This is a genomic window from Pectobacterium wasabiae CFBP 3304, assembly GCF_001742185.1.
Lineage (GTDB): Bacteria > Pseudomonadota > Gammaproteobacteria > Enterobacterales > Enterobacteriaceae > Pectobacterium > Pectobacterium wasabiae.
Genome location: NZ_CP015750.1, coordinates 2,089,291 through 2,112,831 on the forward strand (window position 1 = coordinate 2,089,291; position 23,541 = coordinate 2,112,831).

The 23,541-nt window shown below is 53.2% G+C and carries 23 protein-coding genes; 10 read left to right on the top strand and 13 right to left on the bottom strand.

Translation table 11 applies throughout. The annotated features are described in order from the left end of the window. The first annotated feature begins 21 nt into the window (after positions 1–21). Genes mreC through tldD form a run of 6 tightly spaced genes read left to right on the top strand, consistent with a single transcriptional unit; the run spans position 22 to position 8,925 of the window. Positions 22–1,005 (top strand): rod shape-determining protein MreC, encoded by a 984-nt coding sequence (gene mreC / locus A7983_RS09455; protein ID WP_005975404.1) that lies wholly within the window; start codon positions 22–24, stop codon positions 1,003–1,005. Next, positions 1,002–1,490 (top strand): rod shape-determining protein MreD, encoded by a 489-nt coding sequence (gene mreD, locus A7983_RS09460; RefSeq protein ID WP_005975407.1) that lies wholly within the window; start codon positions 1,002–1,004, stop codon positions 1,488–1,490. Before mreC ends, mreD begins: the two co-directional genes overlap by 4 nt. A gap of 8 nt (positions 1,491–1,498) precedes the next feature. Beyond that, positions 1,499–2,092, top strand: coding sequence for a Maf family protein (locus A7983_RS09465; RefSeq protein ID WP_005975409.1), 594 nt, complete (start codon positions 1,499–1,501; stop codon positions 2,090–2,092). Then, positions 2,082–3,551 (top strand): ribonuclease G, encoded by a 1,470-nt coding sequence (rng, locus tag A7983_RS09470; RefSeq protein WP_005975412.1) that lies wholly within the window; start codon positions 2,082–2,084, stop codon positions 3,549–3,551. Before A7983_RS09465 ends, rng begins: the two co-directional genes overlap by 11 nt. 41 nt (positions 3,552–3,592) lie before the next feature. After that, a complete protein-coding gene (gene yhdP / locus A7983_RS09475; protein ID WP_005975414.1) occupies positions 3,593–7,423 on the top strand; it encodes an AsmA2 domain-containing protein YhdP in 3,831 nt (1,276 codons plus the stop codon). A gap of 56 nt (positions 7,424–7,479) precedes the next feature. Then, positions 7,480–8,925 carry a metalloprotease TldD gene (gene tldD, locus A7983_RS09480; RefSeq protein WP_005975417.1) on the top strand — a complete coding sequence of 482 codons (1,446 nt, stop codon included), beginning with the start codon at positions 7,480–7,482 and terminating at the stop codon, positions 8,923–8,925. Positions 8,926–8,962: 37 nt separating this feature from the next. Here tldD and aaeR read toward each other — a convergent pair whose 3' ends face one another. Further along, a complete protein-coding gene (gene aaeR / locus A7983_RS09485; protein WP_005975420.1) occupies positions 8,963–9,907 on the bottom strand; it encodes an HTH-type transcriptional activator AaeR in 945 nt (314 codons plus the stop codon). A 348-nt stretch (positions 9,908–10,255) separates the two neighbouring features. Here aaeR and aaeX point away from each other — a divergent pair, with 348 nt between their 5' ends. Genes aaeX through aaeB form a run of 3 tightly spaced genes read left to right on the top strand, consistent with a single transcriptional unit; the run spans position 10,256 to position 13,432 of the window. Beyond that, positions 10,256–10,459, top strand: coding sequence for a p-hydroxybenzoic acid efflux pump operon protein AaeX (aaeX, locus tag A7983_RS09490; RefSeq protein WP_005975424.1), 204 nt, complete (start codon positions 10,256–10,258; stop codon positions 10,457–10,459). Between the two features lie 7 nt (positions 10,460–10,466). Continuing rightward, complete coding sequence (aaeA, locus tag A7983_RS09495; protein ID WP_005975428.1) at positions 10,467–11,432, top strand: p-hydroxybenzoic acid efflux pump subunit AaeA; 966 nt, start codon at positions 10,467–10,469, stop codon at positions 11,430–11,432. Between the two features lie 38 nt (positions 11,433–11,470). After that, complete coding sequence (aaeB, locus tag A7983_RS09500; protein ID WP_407670501.1) at positions 11,471–13,432, top strand: p-hydroxybenzoic acid efflux pump subunit AaeB; 1,962 nt, start codon at positions 11,471–11,473, stop codon at positions 13,430–13,432. Positions 13,433–13,484: 52 nt separating this feature from the next. Here aaeB and yjgA read toward each other — a convergent pair whose 3' ends face one another. Beyond that, on the bottom strand, positions 13,485–14,036 hold the full coding sequence (yjgA, locus tag A7983_RS09505; RefSeq protein ID WP_005975433.1) for a ribosome biogenesis factor YjgA: 552 nt from the start codon (positions 14,034–14,036) through the stop codon (positions 13,485–13,487). A gap of 367 nt (positions 14,037–14,403) precedes the next feature. On the opposite strand from yjgA, the gene pmbA reads away from it, so the two are divergent. Continuing rightward, positions 14,404–15,744, top strand: a complete 1,341-nt coding sequence (gene pmbA / locus A7983_RS09510) for a metalloprotease PmbA (protein WP_005975435.1) — start codon at positions 14,404–14,406, stop codon at positions 15,742–15,744. A gap of 71 nt (positions 15,745–15,815) precedes the next feature. Here pmbA and rnk read toward each other — a convergent pair whose 3' ends face one another. From rnk to kdsD, 11 genes are all read right to left on the bottom strand, one after another. Further along, the gene (gene rnk / locus A7983_RS09515) at positions 15,816–16,226 is read right to left on the bottom strand and encodes a nucleoside diphosphate kinase regulator (RefSeq protein WP_005975438.1); all 411 of its coding nucleotides are present in this window, start codon (positions 16,224–16,226) and stop codon (positions 15,816–15,818) included. A 152-nt stretch (positions 16,227–16,378) separates the two neighbouring features. Beyond that, positions 16,379–16,651, bottom strand: coding sequence for a PTS phosphocarrier protein NPr (gene npr / locus A7983_RS09520; protein ID WP_005975441.1), 273 nt, complete (start codon positions 16,649–16,651; stop codon positions 16,379–16,381). A gap of 31 nt (positions 16,652–16,682) precedes the next feature. Then, positions 16,683–17,540 (bottom strand): RNase adapter RapZ, encoded by an 858-nt coding sequence (rapZ, locus tag A7983_RS09525; protein WP_005975443.1) that lies wholly within the window; start codon positions 17,538–17,540, stop codon positions 16,683–16,685. Between the two features lie 154 nt (positions 17,541–17,694). Further along, on the bottom strand, positions 17,695–18,168 hold the full coding sequence (gene ptsN, locus A7983_RS09530; protein WP_005975445.1) for a PTS IIA-like nitrogen regulatory protein PtsN: 474 nt from the start codon (positions 18,166–18,168) through the stop codon (positions 17,695–17,697). An 80-nt stretch (positions 18,169–18,248) separates the two neighbouring features. Beyond that, positions 18,249–18,536, bottom strand: a complete 288-nt coding sequence (hpf, locus tag A7983_RS09535) for a ribosome hibernation promoting factor (protein ID WP_005975449.1) — start codon at positions 18,534–18,536, stop codon at positions 18,249–18,251. A 23-nt stretch (positions 18,537–18,559) separates the two neighbouring features. Next, positions 18,560–19,993, bottom strand: a complete 1,434-nt coding sequence (gene rpoN / locus A7983_RS09540) for an RNA polymerase factor sigma-54 (RefSeq protein WP_005975452.1) — start codon at positions 19,991–19,993, stop codon at positions 18,560–18,562. A 49-nt stretch (positions 19,994–20,042) separates the two neighbouring features. Beyond that, positions 20,043–20,768, bottom strand: a complete 726-nt coding sequence (gene lptB / locus A7983_RS09545; RefSeq protein ID WP_005975455.1) for an LPS export ABC transporter ATP-binding protein — start codon at positions 20,766–20,768, stop codon at positions 20,043–20,045. Between the two features lie 3 nt (positions 20,769–20,771). Beyond that, positions 20,772–21,344 (bottom strand): lipopolysaccharide ABC transporter substrate-binding protein LptA, encoded by a 573-nt coding sequence (gene lptA / locus A7983_RS09550; protein ID WP_005975458.1) that lies wholly within the window; start codon positions 21,342–21,344, stop codon positions 20,772–20,774. Continuing rightward, a complete protein-coding gene (gene lptC, locus A7983_RS09555; protein WP_005975461.1) occupies positions 21,325–21,891 on the bottom strand; it encodes an LPS export ABC transporter periplasmic protein LptC in 567 nt (188 codons plus the stop codon). The genes lptA and lptC overlap by 20 nt, the downstream gene beginning before the upstream one ends. Next, entirely contained in the window at positions 21,888–22,454 is a 567-nt protein-coding gene (gene kdsC, locus A7983_RS09560; RefSeq protein ID WP_005975463.1) for a 3-deoxy-manno-octulosonate-8-phosphatase KdsC, read from the bottom strand. The genes lptC and kdsC overlap by 4 nt, the downstream gene beginning before the upstream one ends. A gap of 19 nt (positions 22,455–22,473) precedes the next feature. Beyond that, the gene (gene kdsD / locus A7983_RS09565) at positions 22,474–23,511 is read right to left on the bottom strand and encodes an arabinose-5-phosphate isomerase KdsD (protein ID WP_005975466.1); all 1,038 of its coding nucleotides are present in this window, start codon (positions 23,509–23,511) and stop codon (positions 22,474–22,476) included. Positions 23,512–23,541 lie beyond the last annotated feature (30 nt).

Genomic DNA, 23,541 nt, shown 5'->3' on the forward strand with positions numbered 1-23,541 from the left:
GTCGAGGAATACGCAAACTTTATGAAGCCGCTTTTTAGCAGGGGGCCTTCCCTGCAATTACGACTTTTTCTTACTGTCGTTACCGCGATTGTTGTGATCGTTGCGGACAGTCGGCTCGGTTCGTTCGTTAAAATCAGAACGTACATGGATACTGCCGTCAGCCCATTCTATTTTCTGGCCAATGGGCCGCGTCAGGCGCTGGACAACATGTCCGCCTCACTGGCAACCCGTGAGCAATTAGGCCTTGAAAATACCGCGCTGCGTCAGGAACTGTTGATGAAAAACAGTGACCTTTTGCTGCTAGGTCAGCTCAAGCAGGAAAATGCGCGGTTACGCGAACTGCTGGGTTCTCCACTGCGTCAGGATGAGCAGAAGATGGTCACGCAGGTGATGTCCGCTGGAACGGATCCTTACAGCGATCAGGTGGTGATTGACAAGGGTCAGGCGAACGGCGTGTATGAAGGGCAACCGGTCATCAGCGATAAAGGCGTGGTGGGTCAGGTTGTGGCGGTTGGCCAGTTTACCAGCCGGGTTTTGTTGATTTGTGATGTTTCCCATGCGTTGCCGATTCAGGTGCTACGCAATGATATCCGCGTGATTGCCGCCGGTAATGGCTGTACCGACGATCTGCAACTGGAGCATCTGCCTAATAATACCGATATCCGAGTGGGTGATGTGTTGGTCACATCGGGTCTGGGTGGGCGTTTCCCTGAAGGGTATCCGGTCGGGGTGGTGTCATCGGTCAAAGCAGATACGCAGCGAGCCTATACGATTATTCAGGCGCGCCCGACGGCGGGGCTACAGCGCCTACGCTATCTGTTGTTGCTGTGGGGCGTGGAAAATAATGCCAATACGTCGCTGCCGCCAGCGGAAGTGCATCGGGTTGCCAATGAGCGCCTGATGCAGATGATGCCGCAGGTGTTACCTTCACCTGATGAAATGGGGCCGCCGCTTCCACCTAATGCCCCTGCGCCCACCGCTGAGCCGCAGAGAGGCCGTCAATGAACCGTTATCGCAGGCATGGCAACTGGATTATCTGGCTTTCTTTTCTGATCGCTATGGTGTTGCAGATTATGCCGTGGCCGGACGAGATCTACATGTTTCGCCCCTCCTGGCTGACACTGTTTCTTATTTACTGGGTGATGGCCTTGCCACATCGGGTAAATGTCGGTACCGGATTTATATTGGGTCTGATTATGGATCTGATCCTTGGGTCTACACTGGGCGTGCGGGCGCTGGCGTTGAGCATTGTTGCTTATCTGGTGGCGTTTAAATTTCAGTTGTTCCGGAATATGGCGTTATGGCAGCAGGCATTAATCGTCATGGTTTTGTCACTGTTGATGGATCTCACGGTGTTCTGGGCGGAATTTTTAGTTATTAATGTCTCTTTCCGACCGGAAACGCTCTGGAACAGCGTCGTTGATGGAGTACTCTGGCCGTGGCTGTTCCTGCTGATGCGTAAAATTCGTCGTCAGTTTACTGTGCAATAAGGTGATACATGACCCTGCTTTATCTGGCTTCCGCTTCTCCCCGTCGCCGCGAACTGCTCACACAGCTCGATATTCCTTTTTCTGTGTTGAATGCGGCGGTGGAAGAACAGCGTTTACCGGATGAAGCGGCGGACGTTTACGTCCGGCGTCTGGCGCATGAAAAAGCGACCGCAGGCGTCGCGGTTGCACCGTTGGATTTGCCCGTTCTGGGGGCCGATACCATCGTGGTACTGAACGGACAAGTATTGGAAAAACCGCAGGACGAAGCCCATGCGGCAGAGATGCTGAGCCAACTGTCCGGGAAGCAACATCAGGTGATGACCGCCGTCGCGTTGGCGGATAAAGACGATATGTTGAGCTGCCTAGTGATAACCGATGTCCTCTTCCGTCCGCTTTCGCCGCAGGATATCGAGCGCTACATTGTCAGCGGCGAGCCGATGGATAAAGCCGGGGCTTACGGTATTCAGGGCAAAGGTGGGTGCTTTGTCCGGTCGCTTAACGGGAGCTATTACGCGGTGGTTGGACTACCGTTGGTAGAAACTCACGAACTATTCAGTAATTTTGCTGCGTTGCGGAGTGCAAGAGGAAAACATGACTGCTGAGTTACTGGTAAACGTTACACCGTCAGAAACGCGCGTTGCCTATATCGACGGCGGTATTCTGCAAGAAATTCACATTGAGCGTGATGCGAAACGTGGCATTGTCGGTAACATTTATAAAGGCCGCGTGAGTCGCGTTCTGCCAGGCATGCAGGCGGCGTTTGTGGATATCGGACTGGATAAAGCGGCATTCCTGCACGCATCCGATATTATGCCGCACACCGAATGTGTGGCCGGTGACGAACAGAAGAATTTTCACGTCCGTGATATCGCCGAACTGGTGCGTCAGGGGCAGGATCTTATGGTTCAGGTGGTTAAAGATCCGCTGGGAACCAAAGGCGCGCGTCTGACGACCGATATCACGCTGCCCTCGCGCTATCTGGTGTTTATGCCCGGTGCCTCGCACGTTGGGGTTTCACAGCGTATTGAGAGCGAAGCGGAACGTGAGCGCTTAAAGAAAACGGTCGCGGAGTATTGCGATGATGACGGTGGTTTCATTATTCGTACCGCTGCGGAAGGGATCGGCGAAGAAGAGCTTTCGCAGGATGCCGCGTTCCTGAAGCGCCTGTGGGGTAAGGTCATGGAGCGCAAAAAACGCAACCAGACCAAATGTAAGCTCTACGGCGAAGTGGCGCTCGCACAGCGAATTTTGCGTGATTTCGCCGGGGCGGCGCTGGATCGTATTCGGATTGACTCCCGACTGACGTATGAAGCGCTGCTGGAGTTTACCTCCGAATATATCCCGGAGATGACGCGTAAACTTGAACACTATGCGGGCAAACAGCCGATTTTTGACCTGTTTGATGTGGAAAATGAGATTCAGCGTTCGCTGGACAGAAAAGTTGAATTGAAGTCTGGTGGCTATTTGATTATCGACCAGACTGAAGCGATGACGACCGTCGACATCAACACGGGGGCCTTCGTTGGTCACCGTAATCTGGATGAAACCATTTTCAATACCAATACGGAAGCGACACAGGCGATTGCGCGACAACTGCGCCTGCGCAACCTCGGCGGCATCATCATTATCGATTTCATCGATATGAATAACGAAGATCATCGTCGGCGGGTGCTGCATTCACTGGAGCAGGCGCTGAGTAAAGATCGGGTCAAAACCAGTATTAACGGCTTCTCTCAACTAGGATTAGTCGAGATGACGCGTAAACGCACGCGTGAGAGTATCGAGCACGTGCTGTGTCATGAATGCCCGACGTGCCATGGTCGCGGCACGGTGAAGACGGTGGAAAGCGTCTGCTATGAAATCATGCGTGAAATCGTGCGCGTCCACCACGCTTATGATACCGACCGTTTCCTGGTCTATGCTTCACCGGCCGTCGGGGAAGCGCTGAGAAGCGAAGAGTCGCACGCGTTAGCTGAAGTTGAAATTTTCGTCGGCAAGCAGGTCAAAGTACAAATCGAACCCCTGTATAGCCAAGAGCAGTTCGACGTCGTCATGATGTAAATTCGTGCGCTCGTCGTCGGCGACGAAAGAAGGAGAAATTAGTGAGGCGACTGCCCGGAATAGTAGTCATCACGGGTGCCACTCTTGTCGTGATGGTTGCGCTGTTAGTCAGCGGCTTAAGACTAGTGCTGCCACAACTCGACCATTTTCGGCCACAGTTGGTGGCCTGGGCGCAGTCCGCTGCTGGTGTCCCGTTAGAAATCGGCTCAATGACCGGGCGTTGGGAGTCCTTTGGCCCTACGCTGGAAATTGAAAAATTTCGCACCTCTCTGCCGGAATCGGACTGGCAGGTTGAACGCATTACGCTGGCACTGGACGTGTGGCAATCGCTGTTGCACGGGCGCTGGCAGTTTCGTGATCTCACATTTCATCAGCTAAAGCTCGATCTTAATAGCCAATTTAACGGGCAACAGCAGGATAGCAAACTGATGGAGTCAGGAAAGGTCAGCGATCTTTTCCTGCGCCAGTTTGACCACTTTGACCTGCGTGATAGCCAGATTACCTTTCTTACCCCTTCCGGTTCCCGAGCGGAACTCAGCGTTCCTCAACTGACCTGGCTGAATTCTGACAAACGCCATCGTGCTGAAGGTTTGATTAGCCTGTCGAGTTTTAACGGCCAGCACGGCGTGGTGCAGATGCGTATGGATTTGCGCGATGAACAGGGGTTGCTTGGCAACGGCATGTTCTACCTGCAAGCCGACAACATTGATATGAAGCCTTGGCTTAGCCGCTGGATGAAAAACAATACCGGGCTGGAAAACGCTGATTTTAGTCTGGCGGCGTGGCTCAACGTCCGTGATGGTGATATCCACAGTGGCGATGTGCTCCTCAATCAGGGGACGGCGAGTTGGGGTGAAGGCCATGATGCGCACCGCCTGAATGTGGATGATATGACGCTACATGTCAGCCGTCAGGAAAATGGCTGGCAGGTGGAGGTTCCTGAGTTGAATCTGGCAACGGATGGCGTTGCCTGGCCGAAAGGTCGACTCTCTGCCCTATGGCTGCCAAAAAACGAGCACATGCTGGGGCCCGATAGACAGGAAGAGCTACGCGTTCGAGCCAGCAATCTGGCGCTGGAGCGCGTAAGCACGCTGCTTCCGCTGTTGTCCAGCACGACGCCAGCCTTGAAAGCGCGCTGGGATGAGCTGCAACCGACTGGCACCTTGAATACCGTTGCTGTCGATATCCCTCTGCAACAGCCGGAGAGAAGCCGTTTTCACGCCAACTGGCAGGATGTGAGCTGGAAGCAGTGGAAATTGCTGCCGGGAGTCGATCATTTCTCCGGTTCTGCGCACGGTAGCGCCGAACGTGGTCAGGTCAGCGTCGCGTTACAACAGAGCACGCTGCCCTATGTGGATATGTTCCGTGCGCCGCTGGAAATCAAGCAGGCCAGCGGCACGATTGACTGGCGTAATGATGCGCAAGGTCTGTCACTCTGGAGTCATGGACTGGACGTGCAGGCGAAGTCGTTATGGGCTAATGGTGATTTTCGCTATGAGCAGCCCGCCAAGCAGGAACCGAAACTGGATATTTTGGCGGGTATCCGGCTGACCGATGCGGCGGATGCTTGGCGCTATTATCCTGAACTGTTTATGGGCACTGAGCTGGTGGATTATCTGAGCGGCGCGCTGAAAGGCGGCCGCGTTGATAATGCGACGCTGATCTTTGCTGGTAATCCGCAGCATTTCCCGTTTACGCATAACGAAGGCCAATTTGAAGTCTGGGTGCCAGTGAAAGAGGCGACTTTCGAGTTTCAGCCGGGCTGGCCTGCGCTGACGCCGCTGGATATCGATCTGGATTTTGCTAACAACGGCTTGTGGATGTTTGCGCCGCAAACCTGGCTGGGTAAGGTTGAAGGCAAAAATATTAGCGCGGTTATTCCCGATTATGAAAAAGAGATGCTGCTCGTTGATGGTGAGCTAGACGGTCCAGGAGCTGAGGTGGGCAACTATTTCCATCAGACGCCGCTGAAATCCTCGGTGGGTGCGGCGCTGGATGAACTAAAAATCGGCGGATCGGTGAAAGGCACGCTGCATCTGGATATCCCACTTGTTGGTGATGATGTCCGCGCCAGTGGTGACATTGCGCTGAATAATAACACCCTGTACATCAAGCCGTTGGATACCACGATTAAGGATCTCACGGGTAAGTTCCGCTATGAAAACGGCAACTTGCGCAGTGAGACGCTTCAGGCAAATTGGCTGAATCAGCCGATGGCGGTCAATTTCACGACGGAAGAGCAGGCGAAGGCTTTTTTGGTTAATGTGGGCTTGCAGGGCGACTGGCAGCCTGCACTATTGCCTGGTTTACCGGCATCGGTAAGTAAAGTTCTGTCCGGTGCGGCAGGCTGGAAGAGTACGGTCGCCATCAATCTGCCGCACTCGGGTAAAACAACCTATAATGTTGATGTACAAGCTGATTTAAACAAAGTAAGTAGTCACTTACCTAACCCGTTAAATAAGCCTGCTGGCGAGAATTTGCCGCTGGAGGTCAAAGCCAGCGGTGACCTGAATGGTTTCACGATGCAGGGGCGAGTGGGCAAGGATAACCGCTTTAATAGCCAATGGCTGCTGAAGGGCGATACCGTGACGCTGGCACGGGCAAGTTGGCAGAATGCGGCAACGGTGGCACCGGCATTGCCAGAAGATTTCGCATTGGTGCTCGATCTTCCGCCATTGGATGCTGAAAGCTGGCTGGGACTTTTGCCTTCGCTGCGTGCCTCGACGCCGGTGGAAGGGAAAAAAGCGCATAGCTCTCTTCGTTTCCCTGATGCGGTGACGCTGCGAACGCCTGAATTGCAACTGTTGGGACAACAGTGGCACGATCTGGAAATTACGCGCAAAAATACGCTCGGCGGCAGTGAAGTGCAGGCGAAAGGGCGCGAAATTGATGGAACGGTAGCGATCCCCCATCGTGGTATGTGGCGCAGCGACATTAATTATCTTTACTACAATCCTCAATGGAAAGGTAATGAAGCGACCAATCCAGTGGCATTAGCGGAGAAAAAATCGCCGTTGAACGACCCGAGTATCAGCTTTGAAGACTGGCCGTCGCTGACGGTTAACTGTCGCCAGTGTTGGATTCTCGGGCAGAATATGGGGCGTATTCAGGGAGCGATGGTGCCAGAGAAGGAAAAATTGACGCTGGCGGACGGTATCATTGATACAGGCAAGGCTCGCCTGACGGTAAACGGATCCTGGCAGGAAAATGCAGAAGGCGTGCGGACGGCGCTAAAAGGCCGTCTGACGGGAGAAAGTCTGGAACAGAATGCTAACTGGTTTGGGGTAGCTTCACCGTTGAAGGCCGGTTCTTTCGATGTGGATTACGATCTGTATTGGCGTGGGACGCCTTGGGCGCCGGATATTGCTAGCCTGAGCGGAATATTGCACACGCGCATTGGCAAAGGTGAAATTGCCGAAGTCGGTGCCGGTCAGGCTGGGCAGTTGCTGCGTTTATTGAGCTTCGATGCGCTGATGCGTAAGCTGCGGTTCGATTTTAGTGATACGTTTGGCCGTGGGTTTTACTTCGACTCGATTAGCAGCACCGCATGGATTAAAGATGGTGTGCTGCATACTGATGATATGTTGATCGACGGGTTGGAGGCGGATATCGCGATGAAAGGCGATCTCGACCTCGCTCAGCGACAGGTCAATATGGAAGCGGTTATTGCTCCGGAAATTTCTGCAACGGTAGGCGTAGCGACCGCATTTGCCGTCAATCCGGTTGTGGGAGCCGCGGTGTTTGCTGCCAGCAAAGTTCTGGCACCGCTATGGAACAAGATTTCGCTGATTCGCTACCAGATTTCCGGTAGCCTCGATCAGCCAAAGATTCAGGAAGTGCTGCGTGAGCCGAACAAAAAGAAAGGCGAATAATGCCGTTAGGGCGGCGCAGCGTACTCAGCCAATTATCTGATAAAGAGTGAAAAACTATGAGCCTTTCGTTTGTCAGTGAGCAATTACTCACCGCCAACAAATTGAATCTTGACGATCTCGCCGCTGTGCTAGGGTCGCTTAATGAACGTCGGCTGGACTATGCTGACCTCTATTTCCAATCCAGCTACCATGAATCCTGGGTTCTGGAAGATCGCATCATTAAAGACGGTTCCTATAACATCGATCAGGGCGTGGGTATCCGTGCGATTGATGGTGAAAAGACCGGGTTTGCGTATGCCGATCAGATCACGCTGAATGCGTTGCATCAGAGTGCGCAGGCTGCGCGCAGCATTGTGCGGGAACAAGGTACGGGTACGGCGCGCACGCTGGGTGAAGTGTCGCATCGTGCGCTCTATCCAACGTTGAATCCGTTGGATAGCCTGACGCGTGAAGATAAAATTGCGTTGTTGCAACGTGCTGATACGGTCGCACGTGCTGCCGATGCGCGGGTGCAGGAGGTGTCAGCCAGCCTGACCGGCGTGTATGAGCTGGTACTGGTGGCCGCGACGGATGGCACACTGGCGGCAGATGTGCGTCCACTGGTGCGTCTGTCGATCAGCGTGCTGGTTGAAGCCGAAGGCAAACGTGAGCGCGGCTCCAGCGGTGGCGGCACACGTGGCGGCTATGAGTATTTCTGGGAAGTGACGGACGGTGAACCTCGCGTCGATGCGTGGGCGAAAGAAGCGGTACGCATGGCGCTGGTTAACCTGTCTGCGGTGGCTGCACCCGCCGGGCCAATGCCTGTGGTGCTGGGTGCAGGCTGGCCGGGCGTGCTGCTGCATGAAGCGGTCGGTCACGGTCTGGAAGGCGATTTTAACCGTCGTGGTACGTCAGTGTTCAGCGGACAGATGGGTAAACTCGTCGCGTCAGAGCTGTGTACGGTGGTGGATGACGGCACATTGAGCGGACGTCGCGGTTCCCTCTCGATGGACGATGAAGGCGTTCCGGGACAATACAACGTTCTGATCGAAAACGGTATTCTGAAAGGTTACATGCAGGACAAACTGAATGCTCGTCTGATGGGGGTTGCACCGACGGGCAACGGTCGCCGTGAGTCTTATGCGCATCTGCCGATGCCGCGTATGACCAACACCTACATGCTGGCTGGCAAATCGACGCCGGAAGAGATTATCTCCAGCGTTGAATATGGCCTGTATGCGCCAAACTTTGGCGGCGGCCAGGTGGATATCACCTCTGGCAAATTCGTCTTCTCGACATCCGAAGCCTATCTGATCGAAAAAGGGCGCATCACCACGCCAGTCAAAGGTGCGACGCTGATTGGTTCCGGCATTGAAGCGATGCAGCAGATCTCTATGGTCGGCAACGATCTGGCGCTGGATAAAGGCGTCGGCGTGTGCGGCAAAGAAGGGCAAAGCCTGCCCGTTGGCGTGGGGCAGCCTACGCTGAAGCTGGAAAGCCTGACCGTCGGCGGGACCGCGTAATTTATTCTGATACCTAGAGTCCCTTTGAAACCGCGCTTTATGAGCGCGGTTTTTTTTCCTCCCCATGATCCTGCCGATAGGCTTGATAGGTTAGCGCGACGTTTTTGAAGTATTCCGTCATATAATTAATGCAGACCTGTACTTTCAGCGGCAGGTTATCTTTGCGGGTATAGAGCGCATAGACTGGACGCGGATCGGAATGGTAACGGTTGAACAGAATCTCGATTTCGCCACGGTTGATTTCGTCCACGATCCACATGAGTGGAACATATGCGATGCCTGCTCCTGCCTTGAGCCAGCGTACCAATGTTTGTGGGTCGTTGGTGACAAAGCGCCCCTGTGGTGTGACACGGGTCGAAATGCCTTCCGGTGCGATTAGCTCGAATTCACTGTCGGGTCGCACGCTGTATTCCAACCAGGAAAAATTCACCATATCTGCTGGCTTATCCGGCGTGCCGTGCTGCGCCAGATAGCTTTTCGCGGCACAGACCACCATCGGCATCGAGCCTAAGCGTTTCGAAAACAGGCTGGAATCCTGTAGTGCGCCGACGCGGATAACGATATCCAGTCCATCGGCGATCAGGTCGGGAGCCGGAATTCCGGTAACCAGATTGACGGATAAACCGGGATATTCCTTCAGCATCGCCGCCGTCATGGTGGACAACACGTTCTGCGCCATGGTGGACGAACTACCAATGCGCAGCGTGCCGATCGGCGTATTGTTGAAAGCATAAAGCTGTTCGTGTACCTCATGCGCTTCATGCAACATTCGACGGCAGCCGTGATAATAAATTTTTCCCGCTTCCGTCAGACCAATGCTGCGCGTACTGCGGTTCAGCAGCTTAATCTGTAGCTCATCCTCAAGCTTGCTGACGGTCTGGCTGACGGCGGATACGCTCATCTGTAACTGGCGGGCGGCGGCGGTAAAAGAACCAAATTCCACCACGCGGGCAAACACCGACATACTCTTTAGTCTTTCCATTATTCACTCTGGCTTAAAAGTGATTTAGATCACACTATGTAGATAAGGTGATAATAAGCATCCATAATATAGCCTATCCGGTGGTTCTGGGCAGAACAGAGCCATTCAATGATTGTGTTTATTTACCCAATTAGAGTAATACGCTGATTTCCCATCGTTAGTCAGTCCCTGCTGACATCGCTATTCATCAGTTTACCGCTATCCAATTCGTTGGCTGCCAGCCTGCGGGATGAAGCGCTTTTGTCGATGCTGAACGCCAGCACAACGCTGTGCTACTGCACGACATAATTTACCATCCGGTAGCACACCTGCTCGCTACCGCTACCTAATAGAAAAAAGGAAAAGAGGATGAGTTCACTCCCGGTTATGGTGCTGTTCGGGCTGTCATTTCCCCCCGTTTTTTTTGTCTTACTGGTGTCGTTGACCCTGTTTTTTGTCGTGAACCGTCTGCTGCAACCGACGGGTATCTATGACTTCGTTTGGCATCCAGCGCTGTTTAACAGTGCGCTGTTCTGCTGCTTGTTCTATTTACTGTTCCGTTACGGTCTGTGAGGTGTCTGTGAAAGGTTTCTTTTTAACACTGTTTAGGCAGCAGGCCGGACTGATCAAAAAATGGAGTCGTGTGGTCATCACGCTGGTGATTGTGCTGTGTGCGATTGTGGCAATCTTCCGTGTCTGGGCGTTTTATACCGAATCGCCCTGGACGCGTGATGCTAAATTTACGGCGGATGTAGTGGCAATCGCGCCGGACGTTAGCGGGTTACTGACCGATGTTCGCGTTACGGACAATCAACTGGTGAACAAAGGTGATGTACTGTTTGTCATCGACCAGCCACGTTATCACCAGGCCGTGGCGCAGGCGGAAGCCGATGTCGCCTACTATCAGGCGCTGGTGACCGAAAAACGCCGGGAGTCAGGTCGCCGAGCACGACTGGGTGTCAGTGCGATGTCGCAGGAGAATATCGATCAGTCCAGCAATGCGTTAGAAACCGCAACGCACCAGTTTGCTAAAGCGCAGGCGGTATTGTCGCTGGCAAAACTGGAGTTGGAGCGCACCGTGGTGCGCGCGCCTGCCGACGGTTGGGTGACTAACCTGCATGTGCAGAGCGGCGAATTTATCGAACGCGGTAATACGGCAGTGGCACTGGTAAAGAAAGATTCGTTTTACCTGCTCGCGTACATGGAAGAGACCAAGCTTGAAGGCGTTCGTCGTGGCTATCGTGCGGAAATCACCCCGCTGGGTAGCGAAAAGATATTTTACGGCACGGTGGATAGTGTGGCGGCTGGGGTAAATAACAGTAGCAACAGTGCAAACACTAAAGGCCTGGCTAACGTGGATTCCAATCTGGAGTGGGTGCGTTTAGCGCAGCGCGTACCGGTAAAAATCCGCCTCGATCGGCAAATGGGTGACCTTTACCCGGCTGGCACGACCGCGACCGTGGTGATCACTGGCGAGCAAATCAATAATGACAAAAAACCGTCGCCGCTCATTCGCCTGCTTTATCGCCTGCGTGAGTTTGGTTAAGTGAGGCGATGATGAAAACCTCGTCGTTGGCTGTCTCTATGTTCTTTACGACACCGAAATTTGCGCGCCTTCGCTTCGCTTTTAAACTGAGCTTTGCGATTGTGCTGTCCCTGTTTCTGGGTTTTCACCTACAGTTGGAAACCCCGCGCTGGTCAGTGCTCACTGCGGCAATTGTTGCTGCCGGCCCTGCATTTGCCGCAGGCGGTGAACCCTTTTCCGGTGCAATTCGCCATCGCGGTGTTTTACGTATTATCGGGACTTTTATCGGTTGTATTGGTGCGCTTGTCATCATTATTGCTACCGTTCGTGCGCCAGTGGTAATGCTGATGCTGTGCTGCATTTGGGCCGGCCTCTGCACCTGGGTTTCCTCGCTGGTTAAAGTCGAAAATGCCTATATATTCGGGCTGGCGGGCTATACCGCGCTGATCATTATTGTCTCTACGCAGGGGACACCGCTGCTGACGCCACAGTTCGCCGTGGAGCGCTGTAGCGAGATTGTGCTGGGTATCGTCTGTGCCATTCTGGCCGATTTGCTGTTCTCACCCCGATCGATCAAGCAGGATGTTGACCGCAGCATCGGCGAACTGCTGGTGGATCAGTATCGGTTACTGCAACTCAGCATGAGTGGGGCGGAGAAAGAAGCGATAGATGCGGCATGGCACGCACTGGTGCGCAAAACGACCGCGCTAAGCGGCATGCGCAGCAGCCTGATGCTGGAGTCTTCACGCTGGCAGAACAGCAATCGCCGTTTAACGTCGTTGCATACGCAATCGCTCACGATGATCACTCAGGCGTGTGAAACTTACCTGATTTTGCAGGATGTGCCGACCCCTGTAAAAAGCAGTCTGATGCAGGTGTTGAATCAGCCTGTTGAGTCGTTCCGTGATGTGCATTGTCGTGTGAAAGCATTGCGCCACCTGGTTGCGGCTGACAGCCGTGACGTGCCGCCTACGCTGATCGACTGGATTGGTGCGGCGACGCGTTATCTGCTGATGGCGAAGGGTGTGCAGACTAACGGACGCATCAATATGATAGAAGCTGACGTGCTGAACAGTGATGTAGAAATTAAAGCGCCCTCAGCCGAAACCCACCATGCCATGATCAACGGTTTACGCACCGGTGTGGCGACAGCGCTGGGCTGCCTGTTCTGGCTTAGTACTGGTTGGACGTCCGGCAGTGTGTGTATGGTGATGATTGCGGTAGTGACGTCGCTTGCTATGCGTTTACCGAATCCACAGATGATAGCGAAAGATTTTCTGTTTGGGACGATCTACGCGCTGCCGCTGGGGGCGCTGATGTATATGTTTATCATGCCATCAACGCAGCAAAGTATGCTGCTGCTGTGCCTGAGCTTAGGGGCGATGGCTTTCTTTCTTGGTCTTGAAGTACAAAAGCGTCGGCTGGGTTCGCTGGGTGCATTGGCCAGTACGATCAATATCCTGGTGTTGGATAACCCGATGGCATTCGACATCAGTCAGTTTCTGGACAGCGCGATCGGTCAGATCATCGGCTGCTTTCTGGCGCTGATGGTGATCCTACTGATCCGAGATAACACCAAAGCGCATACGGGGAGAACGTTGTTGAACCGTTTTGTTTATGGTGCGGTTTCGGCGCTGACCACTAACAGGGCGCGGCGAAAAGAAAATCATCTACCAGCGCTGTACCAACAATTGTTCCTGCTGCTGAACCGCTTCCCTGACGACATCGCTAAGTATCGCCTTGCCTTGTGGATGATCATCATGCATCAACGTCTGAGAACGCTGGATATTCCGCAAAACGCGGTGCTGTCTGCCTTTCATCGTCAGATTCGTGCGACGGCGGAGCAGGTGATTCTGGCCCGTCGCGATACTACGCGCAGTCGCTATTTCACGCAGTTGTTGGAGGAGCTTGAACGCTATCAACAGATACTGACAGAACAGCAACTTCCCCCGAACGTGACGGCGCCTGTGGGACGGTTGAGTGGGATTCTGCGTGATTATCAGCATGCGCTGAGCAACTAATATTGATAAAGCACGGGATGAGTGAATCATGCTCCTCATCCCGCTATCGCCATTATTCTGTGGTTTCAGCTAGCTCGCGCAGATACTGGAAGATCTGACGGGTGGCTTTCGGCGGTTTGTTTGCTGCTTTCTCTTTCTGCGCATTGCGTACCAGAGAACGCAGTTGCTGACGGTCGGCATGTGGATATAGCGCCAGAATCTCTGGAACCACATCGTCTCCTTCGGTAATCAGGCGGTCGCGCAACTGTTCCAGTTTGTGGAATAACGCCACCTGCTGATTATGACGGTTGTTCAGCTTATCCAGCGCGGTTTGGATCGGCTCTGGATCGCGGGCGCGCAGCATCTTACCAATGAGCTGTAGCTGACGGCGGCGGCCTTCTTTCTTGATCCGCTGCGCCAGTTCCACTGCGGCACGCAGATCGTCGTCCAACGGGATCTTCTCCAGCGCGTTTTTGCCCAGATCGACCAGTTCCGCGCCGAGATCTTTCAGCGCTTCGGCATCGCGCTTTATTTCGCTTTTGCTGACCCAGATAATTTCATCATCTTCGTCGTCTTCTTGATTGTCTGAAGCGTCGTTCAGCCAGTCTTCGTACTTTTGCTTCATGGTTGGCTCCTAAAAAGTGTCCAGGAGCAATGCCTAACGCGATGCGCGGTGGCTCCGGGATGGTGAACAGCGTGCCCACCAGAAAAAAGAGGCTGATACTAACAGGTTTGGGCTTTGTGCGAAATTGTCCGTAGATCCTGTTAGACTAGAAAGCATTATGCTACACCATTTTATGCTCGTCATACTTCAAGTTGCATGTGCGTTGGCTGCGTTTAGCCACCCGAATCACTTACTTGAGTAAGCTCATCGGGACTCCTTCGCTTGCCGCCTACCTGAAACTTGAATTATTTAGAGCATATTTCTCTACTACCCATACGGTTCGAGTGAGAATAATGGTGAGCTTTCTTCCACTCATTATGGCAGAACAATGACGATAACTACTCAGGTTGCAGAGCAGCGTAAAGCGCTGGAACTCGCGGTTGCTCAGGCGTTGGAACTGGCGCGTGCCGGTTCTGATGCGGCAGAAGTCGCGGTGTCAAAAACGACGGGCATTAGCGTCAGTACCCGTTATGGTGATGTTGAAAATGTTGAATTCAACAGTGATGGTGCGTTGGGCATCACGGTTTATCATCAACAGCGTAAAGGCAGCGCATCATCTACCGATCTCAGCCCGGATGCGATAGCCCGTACCGTACAGGCCGCGCTGGATATCGCACGTTATACCTCTGTCGATCCGTTTGCTGGCCCGGCGGATCGCGATCTTCTCGCATTTGATGCGCCGGATCTGGATCTGTTCCACCCGACCGAGCTGGATGCGGATCGTGGCATTGAGTTAGCCGCTCGCGCAGAGCAGGCTGCATTACAAGCTGACAAGCGTATCACCAACACCGAAGGTGGCAGTTTTAACAGCCACTACGGCGTTAAGGTGTTCGGCAATAGCCATGGCCTGCTGAAAAGCTACTGCTCCAGCCGTCATTCCATGTCCAGTTGCGTGATTGCCGAAGTGAATGGCGATATGGAACGGGATTATGCTTACACCGTCGGCCGTGCGCTGGAAGATTTACTTAGCCCTGAATGGGTGGGTGAAGAGTGCGCGCGTCGGACGTTATCTCGTCTGTCCCCGCGTAAATTGCCAACCATGCAGGCACCCGTGATGTTTTCTGCGGAAGTGGCGACGGGTCTGTTTGGTCATTTGGTTGGTGCCATCAGCGGCGGTAGCGTTTATCGCAAGTCCACTTTCCTGTTGGATAAACTGGGTCAGCAGATTCTGCCGGAGTGGCTGACGATTGAGGAATTGCCGCACTTGTTGAAAGGGCTGGCTTCTACGCCGTTCGATAGCGAAGGTGTGCGGACGCAGGCGCGTGAAATTGTGACGGCGGGCGTGTTGCAGACGTGGCTGATGACGAGCTACTCCGCGCGTAAGCTGGGGATGCAGAGCACTGGCCATGCGGGGGGGATTCATAACTGGCGGATTGCCGGACAAGGTTTGGATTTCAACGGTATGTTGAAACAGATGGGCAAAGGCCTGCTGGTGACCGAACTGATGGGGCAGGGCGTGAGCGGTGTGACGGGGGATTATTCTCGTGGCGCATCTGGCTTTTGGGTCGAAAACGGCGAGATTCAGTATCCGGTCAGCGAGATTACGATCGCGGGTAACTTGAAAGATATGCTGCGTAATATTGTGACGGTGGGGAACGATATCGAAACCCGGAGCAATATCCAGTGTGGTTCCGTGTTGCTGCCTGAAATGAAGATCGCAGGGGAATAAGTTTGCGCTGTGTGGGTAACCGTCGCCGTCGGCTGTGTCCGACGGCTGTTACTCTATAGCATTTATCTGGCTTAGCGGTGGTACTCGCCTGCGGCTTCTGGCTGATAGAGTAGTTCTAGTACTTCAATTCGCGCTTCTTCACCGTTTGGCAACTGCCAGGTGATAGCGTTTCCCACATGCATTCCCAATAGTGCTGCGCCCAGCGGAGCCATCACCGACAGCGGTTCTTTACTGTCTTTCACGGCAGCGGGATAAACCAGCGTGCGGATATGCTCTTCGTGGGTATTCAGATCGCGGAAACGCACCCGACTATTCATGGTGACGACATGTGAGGGAATCGATGCTGAAGGCAGAATTTCTGCCCGATCCAGTTCTTCATTCAACGCCTGTGCGATATCGCTGTCCGCAAAGGCGGGCTGCTCCAATAACTTATCCAGACGTTCTGCATCTAATTCACTGATTGTCAGGTTAGGTTTCGTCATACTCCTCTCCAGTTGGTATTTTCAGATGATATAAAAATAACCCCCGCGGATTAACGCAGGGGGTATAAGAAAATATGATATATGTGGATAGTAGGGGGTTCGGAGGGGAAAGTGAAGCACTAAGGTGTACAGATAGCCAGCTAAGGAAATGGCTAGTCTTCGTCGAACCCGGCTTCAAACAGCCCGATGACGGCAGCAAGCGCCTGTTCTTCATCTGGACCAGCGGCTTCGACCTCAATGAGACGTCCTTTAGCCGAGTCCAGCATCAGCATAGCAATCACGCTACTGGCTTCGGCTTCGGTGCCGCTGTCATTACGCAGTATCACTTCTGCATCAAAGCTCTGCACCAGCTCGAACAGCTTCATCGCTGGGCGAGCATGCATCCCGAGCTTATTTTTGATTTCAACCGTTTGCCGGACTGTCATGGGTCACCTGGCTATACTGGCTTGCTGAATATTACGTGGGTTTACGTTTTTCCAGTGTACGGTGGCGCGACTGTACGTTCTTACCGCGCGAGCGGAAGTAGTCTGCCAACTGCTCAGCGACGTATACCGAGCGGTGCTTACCGCCAGTGCAGCCAATGGCGACGGTCAGGTAGCTACGGTTATTGGTTTCCAGCATCGGTAGCCACAGTTCGAGATAGCTACGAGTCTGGTAGATGAAATTGTGAACTTCGGTATGTCTATCGAGGAAGGACGCTACGGGCTTATCCAGACCTGTCATCGGGCGCAATTTTGGATCCCAGTGCGGGTTCGGCAGGAAACGCACGTCAAAGACGTAATCCGCATCGATAGGAATACCGTGCTTGAAGCCGAACGATTCGAACACCATCGTAAGCTCGCGTTCCCGCTTGCCGAGCAGTCGTGTACGCAGCATTTCGGCGAGTTCGTGCACCGACATCTCTGAGGTGTCGATAATCAGATCGGCGCGTGAACGCAGCGGCTCCAGCAGATCGCTTTCTTCATCAATCGCACTTTCCAACGACAGATTCTTGCTGGACAGCGGATGCAGGCGACGGGTATCGCTGTAGCGGCGGATCAACGTATTGCGATCGGCATCCAGAAACAGCAGTTGGGGCGAGAAGCTGGATGGCAGTTGCTCCATGGCATGCTCGAAGATCTCTGGAGATTCCGGCATATTGCGCACGTCAATGCTGACCGCTGCGGAAATATTACGAGCCGCAAGCGTATTCGCCAGTTCTGGCAGCAGAACCACTGGTAGATTATCTACGCAGTAGAACCCCATATCTTCCAATGCGCGCAGGGCGACAGATTTTCCTGAACCTGAGCGACCGCTGACAATCATCAGTACCATCTGACGACTCCCCTCTGGCAACGTGATGGCGAATTTTCATTGCCATGATTTTTATGATGTATCGCTAAAAAATGACGGCTTAGCGCATGGATTGCAAGCATTCTCTCGTTCTACCGCGAATAGCCCGTCATCGTGAGTATGACTATCATCTAGCTTAATCCGCTTCCGTCATAATCTGGTACAGCTCTTCATCGCTTTGCGCCGCCCGCAGGCGTCGGCAAACTGTTTTATCCGCCAGCCGCTTGGCAACAAGCGACAGGGTATGCAAATGGGTTTTACATTGTTCAGCCGGAACCAGCAAGGCAAAAAGCAGATCAACGGCCTGATTATCAATCGCATCGAAAGCGATCGGTTGCTCTAGCTGGATGAAAACACCGATGGCACCCAGCGCATTATCGTCTTCCAGCTTACCGTGAGGAATGGCAATGCCGCCGCCGATTCCCGTGCTGCCCATCCGCTCCCGGGTCAGGATGGCATCAAAGATAATCTGCGAGGGAATGTTAAGCTGCCTAGCGGCCAGCTCGCTGATAATTTCCAATGCCCGTTTTTTACTCTGGCAATGGACGGTGCTTCGGGTGCACTCAGGACGTAATACGGTGCTGAGTTGCAATACGGGATCGTGGCTCATTTTATTTTCACTTCTGGTGATCCCGCCCTATCCATTGGATGGGGCGGGTTTGTTCCTTTGCCAAATGGCAAAGGAGAAAATTAGTGCTGCTTGAGTTTATCTTTATGCTTATTGAGCTGTCTTGCCAGCTTATCAATCAATAAATCTATCGCGGCGTACATATCTGCCGCTTCGGAGGTTGCATGCAGCTCCCCACCATTAACATGGAGCGTGGCCTCGGCAATTTGCTGAACTTTTTCCACTCTCAATACCACATTGACCTGATTAATCCGGTCAAAATACTGCTCTAATTTGGCAAATTTTCCATTTACAAAATCACGCAGTGGTTCAGTGATCTCGATGTGGTGTCCGGTAATGTTGAGCTGCATAGTGTCTTCCTTCTCTGTTGAGATCAAACCAGTTGTTTACGCTGATTTGATGGTGGGATAGATAAAGACTCTCGGTATTTTGCGACGGTACGGCGCGCCACGATGATGCCCTGCTCGGAGAGCAGTGTGGTGAGCTTGCTGTCGCTTAATGGCTTCGCAGGGTTTTCCGCTGCGATAAGCTTTTTCACCAGTGCACGGATAGCCGTTGACGAAGCTTCTCCGCCGCTATCGGTATTAACGTGGCTGGAGAAGAAATATTTTAGCTCAAAAATGCCGCGTGGGCTGTGTAGGAATTTCTGTGTCGTCACGCGTGAGATGGTGGATTCATGCATATCTACCGCTTGGGCGATGTCTGCCAATACCATGGGCTTCATGAATTCTTCACCCTGCTCGAAGAAATCCTGCTGCTGCTCGACGATGCAGCGGGTTACTTTTAGCAGCGTATCGTTGCGACTCTCCAGACTTTTGATGAGCCAGCGTGCCTCTTGCAGGTTACTGCGGATGAATTGCCCGTCGCTGTCGTTGCGCGCGCTGTTACCCAGCGCTGCATATTGTTGGTTAATCTGCAAACGGGGAACGCTGTCGGTGTTCAATTCAACGACCCACACTCCCTGCACCTTGCGCACCAGCACATCAGGGATCACATATTCGGATTCACCCGTGTTAATTGACTGCCCCGGACGTGGGTCGAGCGATTGGATCAGCGCCAACGCTTCTTTCAGCACTTCCTCTTTCAGGCGGGTCACGCGGATCAGGCTACGGAAATCGTGGTTAGCTAACAGATCAAGATGATCGCTGACGATCAGGCGAGCTTCGAGCAAGCGCGGCGTACGGTTGTCAAACTGGGAAAGTTGTACCAGCAGGCAATCGCGTAGATCGCGAGCAGCGACGCCAACAGGATCAAAGCGCTGCACGCGTTTAAGTACGGCTTCGACCTCTTCCAGCGTCACGTCGTCGTCACCGATGCTGTCAAGAATGTCTTCCAGCGGCACGGTCAGGTAGCCAGTGTTGTCCACCGCATCCACAATCGACGTTGCGATGGCCGCATCAGTATCCGAAAACGGCGTCAGCTCAACCTGCCACATCAGGTAATCCTGAAGCGTTTGCGTGGTTTCGCCTTGATAAATAGGCAGTTCTTCGTCGCGATAGTCAGAACCCGTGCCCGACGGTGTGCCTGCGGAATAAATCTCATCCCAGGTGGCGTCGAGCGGCAATTCTTCCGGCATGTCCCGTTGTTCAAGGGCTTCACCGGTATCCAGTGAATCGCTGTCTGCCTTTTCGAATGACTCGATTTCGTCGTGCTGATCCGTTTGTTCGAGCAACGGATTGCTTTCCAGCGCCAGTTGAATCTCCTGTTGCAATTCAAGCGTGGACAACTGCAACAGCCGAATTGCCTGTTGGAGCTGTGGAGTCATGGCCAGTTGCTGGCTAAGCCTGAGTTGCAAACCTTGCTTCATAAATCGCGCTAACGTCCCATAAGTACTGCAAAGAGAAAATATTACCCTATCAGAGTCGGAAGCCTTCGCCCAGATAGACGCGTTTCACCTGTTCATCGGCCAGAATATCGTTCGGTGAACCGTGGGCGATCAGGTTGCCCTGACTCACGATGTAGGCTCGTTCACAGACATCAAGCGTTTCGCGGACGTTATGATCGGTAATCAACACGCCAAGCCCGCTGTCACGCAGATGCTCAATGATTTTTTTAATATCCAGTACGGAGATCGGGTCTACGCCCGCAAACGGTTCATCCAGCAGGATGAATTTGGGATTTGCTGCCAGCGCACGCGCAATCTCTACGCGGCGTCTTTCCCCACCGGACAGCGATTGTCCCAGACTATCGCGCAAATGAATAATATGGAATTCTTCCATTAGTTCATTGGCACGATCTTCCTGCTGCTCGGTGGTCAGATCTTTACGGATCTGTAATACCGCCATCAGGTTGTCATAGACGCTTAAGCGACGGAAAATAGAGGCTTCCTGCGGCAGATAGCCGATGCCACGCAAGGCACGTTCGTGCAGAGGGAGCAGGCTGATATCGTCGTCGTCGATGACGATGCGCCCTTCATCGCGCGGGACGATGCCGACGACCATATAGAACGTGGTGGTCTTCCCGGCCCCGTTCGGCCCGAGTAGGCCGACGATTTCACCGGAATTCACGGTAAGGCTGACGTTTTCCACGACTTTACGGCCTTTGTACGCCTTGGCCAAATTTTCTGCGGTTAATGTTGCCATAGCTTATTCAGTAACCCGTGGTTGCGATTGTTGAGAACGAGAAGGCTGGCTCTTTTTCTCTTTTTCCTGAAGCTGAGAGGGGACTAACACCGTCGTCACACGTTTGCCTTTATCGCTGGTCGCTTCCATCTGCTGCTGTTTCACCAGATAGGTGATGCGATCGCCTTTTACATTGCTGTCCTGCTGTTCCAGATAGGCATTGCCTGTCAGTACCAGAAAATCAGTAGCCAGCTCGTAGCGGATTTTTTGCGCGTGGCCTTTTACGGGTTTGCCGTTGTCCTGCATCTGGTAGAACGTCACGGGGTTACCGTAACCTTCCACCACTTCACTGCCTTGCGTACCCTGTGGGCGCGTCACGACAACCTTGTCGGCTTTCACTTCGATCGTTCCTTGCTTCACGACAACATTGCCCGTGAACGTCACTGTGTTGCCCTGCATATCCAGAGATTGCTGTGCTGAATCAATGCGAATCGGTTGGTTGCTATCGCCCGTGACAGCAAAGGTGGAAACGCTGACGGCGAACAGCGAGCTGGCGATCAGGGTGTTACGCATCAGGTTATTGGTTTTGGATTTCATAAGAGGTTTTTACCTTTTCGATCAACTCGGCCGTTTTATTACGCAGATTTCCGCGCATTTTCATTCCGCTTGAGGTAAAGCTGGTGCCGTACAGGGTGACTTCATCATCGGAAGAGACGTCCTGCGTGACCAGATTCACTTGGGCATTATTCGTTGTGATACGCTGAAGCTGCGCGTCCTTCGTCAGGCTATTCACCTCAACGTGGCCGTACAGATAGAGCATCTTGTCTTTTGTCAGCTTGGCGCGATCGGCACGTACTGACCAGGTTGCAATGCCCTGTTCATTGAACAGCGTGGCAACGGGGGTCGTAAACCAACTCAATTGCTCGTTGTTGAAATACTCCGCCTTTTCCGAAATGAGTCTGTAGCTCAGCTTGCCCGCAGGGCTGTATACCTGAGTGTTGGTCTTTTCGCTGGTATAGACTGGCACCGTAGGGTCATTTGCATTCGGTGCCGGTACGGTGTCGTCATCCGCAATATTCCAACCGATGAGGACCAGTACCAACAGAGCCAGGAAAGCGGTCAGCCAACGCTTGGTGTTACTCATATTGACAACCCTTTGGCATGCTCCAGCTTATTCTGCGAGAACAGAATCAAATCACACAGCTCACGCACGGCACCACGGCCACCCGCAATGCGAGTGACATAATCCGCACGTGGTAACAGCAACGGGTGGGCGTCTGCCACGGCAACGCTCAGACCAACCTGTGCCATCACTGGCCAGTCGATCATGTCGTCGCCGATATAGGCCACTTGATCTGCTGTTACCGATAGTTTATCCAACAGATCGTTGAAGGCCAAAACCTTATCTGATTGCCCCTGATAAAGGTGGTTAATGCCCAGCGTTTTACACCGATCGACCAGTAGTTTTGCGGAACGCCCAGTAATGATGGCAACCTCAATACCAGACGTCAGCAGGCAGCGAATTCCATAACCGTCACGGACGTTAAACGCTTTCAGCTCTTCGCCGTGGTTACCCATGTAAATCAGACCATCGGACATCACGCCGTCAACGTCGCAGATTAACAGGCGAACTTCACGGGCTTTATCCAGTACCTGTTGATCGACCGGCCCATAACAGGTAGCGGTTTGCGCCCTGGTTTCACTCATTCACAATTATCCTTTCTTTTTAAACCACGCCAGCCCGCAACATATCGTGCATATGGACAATACCGACCAGACGATCGTTTTCTGCCACCAGCACTGAGGTGATGTGGCGCGACTGCATCAGGTTAAGTGCATCTACCGCCAGCATCTGCGGCGCGACCCGGATGCCGCCCGCGGTCATCACATCAGCAATACGCGCGCTGTTCAAGTCAATATTCATGTCGAAGATGCGGCGCAGGTCACCATCGGTGAAGATACCCTGAATTTTCATATCCGCTTCGCAGATTACCGTCATACCCAGATTTTTGCGCGTAATTTCCACCAGCGCATCACGCAGCGAGGCATTGTGTGGGACATGGGGGATCTCGTCGCCTGAATGCATAATATCGCTGATACGCAGTAAAAGTTTGCGGCCAAGTGCGCCACCGGGGTGAGATAGGGCGAAATCTTCGGCAGTAAAACCGCGCGCCTGTAGCAAAGCCACGGCGAGTGCGTCGCCCATGACCAGCGTTGCGGTGGTGCTGGTGGTGGGTGCCAGACCGAGCGGGCAGGCTTCCTGCGGAACGTTGACGCACAGGTGTATATCCGCCGCTTTACCCATCGTGCTTTCTGGTGCGCTGGTCATGCAGATCAGGAACACTTTCTGGCGTTTCAGAACAGGGATCAGCGACAGGATTTCATGGGATTCGCCAGAGTTGGAAATCGCGATCACGATATCGTGCGGCGTCACCATGCCGAGGTCACCGTGGCTGGCTTCACCCGGATGAACGAAAAAAGCGGGTGTACCGGTGCTGGCGAAGGTTGCGGCAATTTTGCAACCGATGTGGCCGGATTTGCCCATTCCCATCACCACCACTTTGCCCTGGCAGTGAAAGATCTTTTTGCAGGCGAGGGTAAAATTGTCGTCAATATACTGATCTAATTGCGCAAGCCCATCGCGTTCTATACTCAGTACCTGCTTGCCCGCCTGCTGGAAATCGAAATCGGGTTGTAGCCTATGTTCGGATAGTGCACGGTCAGACTGCTGTTTTAGGTGAGCGTCTTGTTCAAACGGTGACATACCAATAGTCCTGATTATGGTTAAAAACGG

What these genes read in the sequence shown, in the direction of transcription:
- rapZ (WP_005975443.1), bottom strand. Translation starts at nt 17,540, where the DNA reads ATGGTACTGATGATTGTCAGCGGTCGCTCAGGTTCAGGAAAATCTGTC.
- hpf (WP_005975449.1), bottom strand. Translation starts at nt 18,536, where the DNA reads ATGCAGCTCAACATTACCGGACACCACATCGAGATCACTGAACCACTG.
- tldD (WP_005975417.1), top strand. Translation starts at nt 7,480, where the DNA reads ATGAGCCTTTCGTTTGTCAGTGAGCAATTACTCACCGCCAACAAATTG.
- lptA (WP_005975458.1), bottom strand. Translation starts at nt 21,344, where the DNA reads ATGAAATCCAAAACCAATAACCTGATGCGTAACACCCTGATCGCCAGC.
- aaeR (WP_005975420.1), bottom strand. Translation starts at nt 9,907, where the DNA reads ATGGAAAGACTAAAGAGTATGTCGGTGTTTGCCCGCGTGGTGGAATTT.
- lptB (WP_005975455.1), bottom strand. Translation starts at nt 20,768, where the DNA reads ATGGCAACATTAACCGCAGAAAATTTGGCCAAGGCGTACAAAGGCCGT.
- rnk (WP_005975438.1), bottom strand. Translation starts at nt 16,226, where the DNA reads ATGACGAAACCTAACCTGACAATCAGTGAATTAGATGCAGAACGTCTG.
- yjgA (WP_005975433.1), bottom strand. Translation starts at nt 14,036, where the DNA reads ATGAAGCAAAAGTACGAAGACTGGCTGAACGACGCTTCAGACAATCAA.
- rng (WP_005975412.1), top strand. Translation starts at nt 2,082, where the DNA reads ATGACTGCTGAGTTACTGGTAAACGTTACACCGTCAGAAACGCGCGTT.
- ptsN (WP_005975445.1), bottom strand. Translation starts at nt 18,168, where the DNA reads ATGAGCCACGATCCCGTATTGCAACTCAGCACCGTATTACGTCCTGAG.
- aaeX (WP_005975424.1), top strand. Translation starts at nt 10,256, where the DNA reads ATGAGTTCACTCCCGGTTATGGTGCTGTTCGGGCTGTCATTTCCCCCC.
- rpoN (WP_005975452.1), bottom strand. Translation starts at nt 19,993, where the DNA reads ATGAAGCAAGGTTTGCAACTCAGGCTTAGCCAGCAACTGGCCATGACT.
- A7983_RS09465 (WP_005975409.1), top strand. Translation starts at nt 1,499, where the DNA reads ATGACCCTGCTTTATCTGGCTTCCGCTTCTCCCCGTCGCCGCGAACTG.
- kdsD (WP_005975466.1), bottom strand. Translation starts at nt 23,511, where the DNA reads ATGTCACCGTTTGAACAAGACGCTCACCTAAAACAGCAGTCTGACCGT.
- pmbA (WP_005975435.1), top strand. Translation starts at nt 14,404, where the DNA reads ATGACGATAACTACTCAGGTTGCAGAGCAGCGTAAAGCGCTGGAACTC.
- mreD (WP_005975407.1), top strand. Translation starts at nt 1,002, where the DNA reads ATGAACCGTTATCGCAGGCATGGCAACTGGATTATCTGGCTTTCTTTT.
- aaeB (WP_407670501.1), top strand. Translation starts at nt 11,471, where the DNA reads ATGTTCTTTACGACACCGAAATTTGCGCGCCTTCGCTTCGCTTTTAAA.
- mreC (WP_005975404.1), top strand. Translation starts at nt 22, where the DNA reads ATGAAGCCGCTTTTTAGCAGGGGGCCTTCCCTGCAATTACGACTTTTT.
- lptC (WP_005975461.1), bottom strand. Translation starts at nt 21,891, where the DNA reads ATGAGTAACACCAAGCGTTGGCTGACCGCTTTCCTGGCTCTGTTGGTA.
- npr (WP_005975441.1), bottom strand. Translation starts at nt 16,651, where the DNA reads ATGACAGTCCGGCAAACGGTTGAAATCAAAAATAAGCTCGGGATGCAT.
- kdsC (WP_005975463.1), bottom strand. Translation starts at nt 22,454, where the DNA reads ATGAGTGAAACCAGGGCGCAAACCGCTACCTGTTATGGGCCGGTCGAT.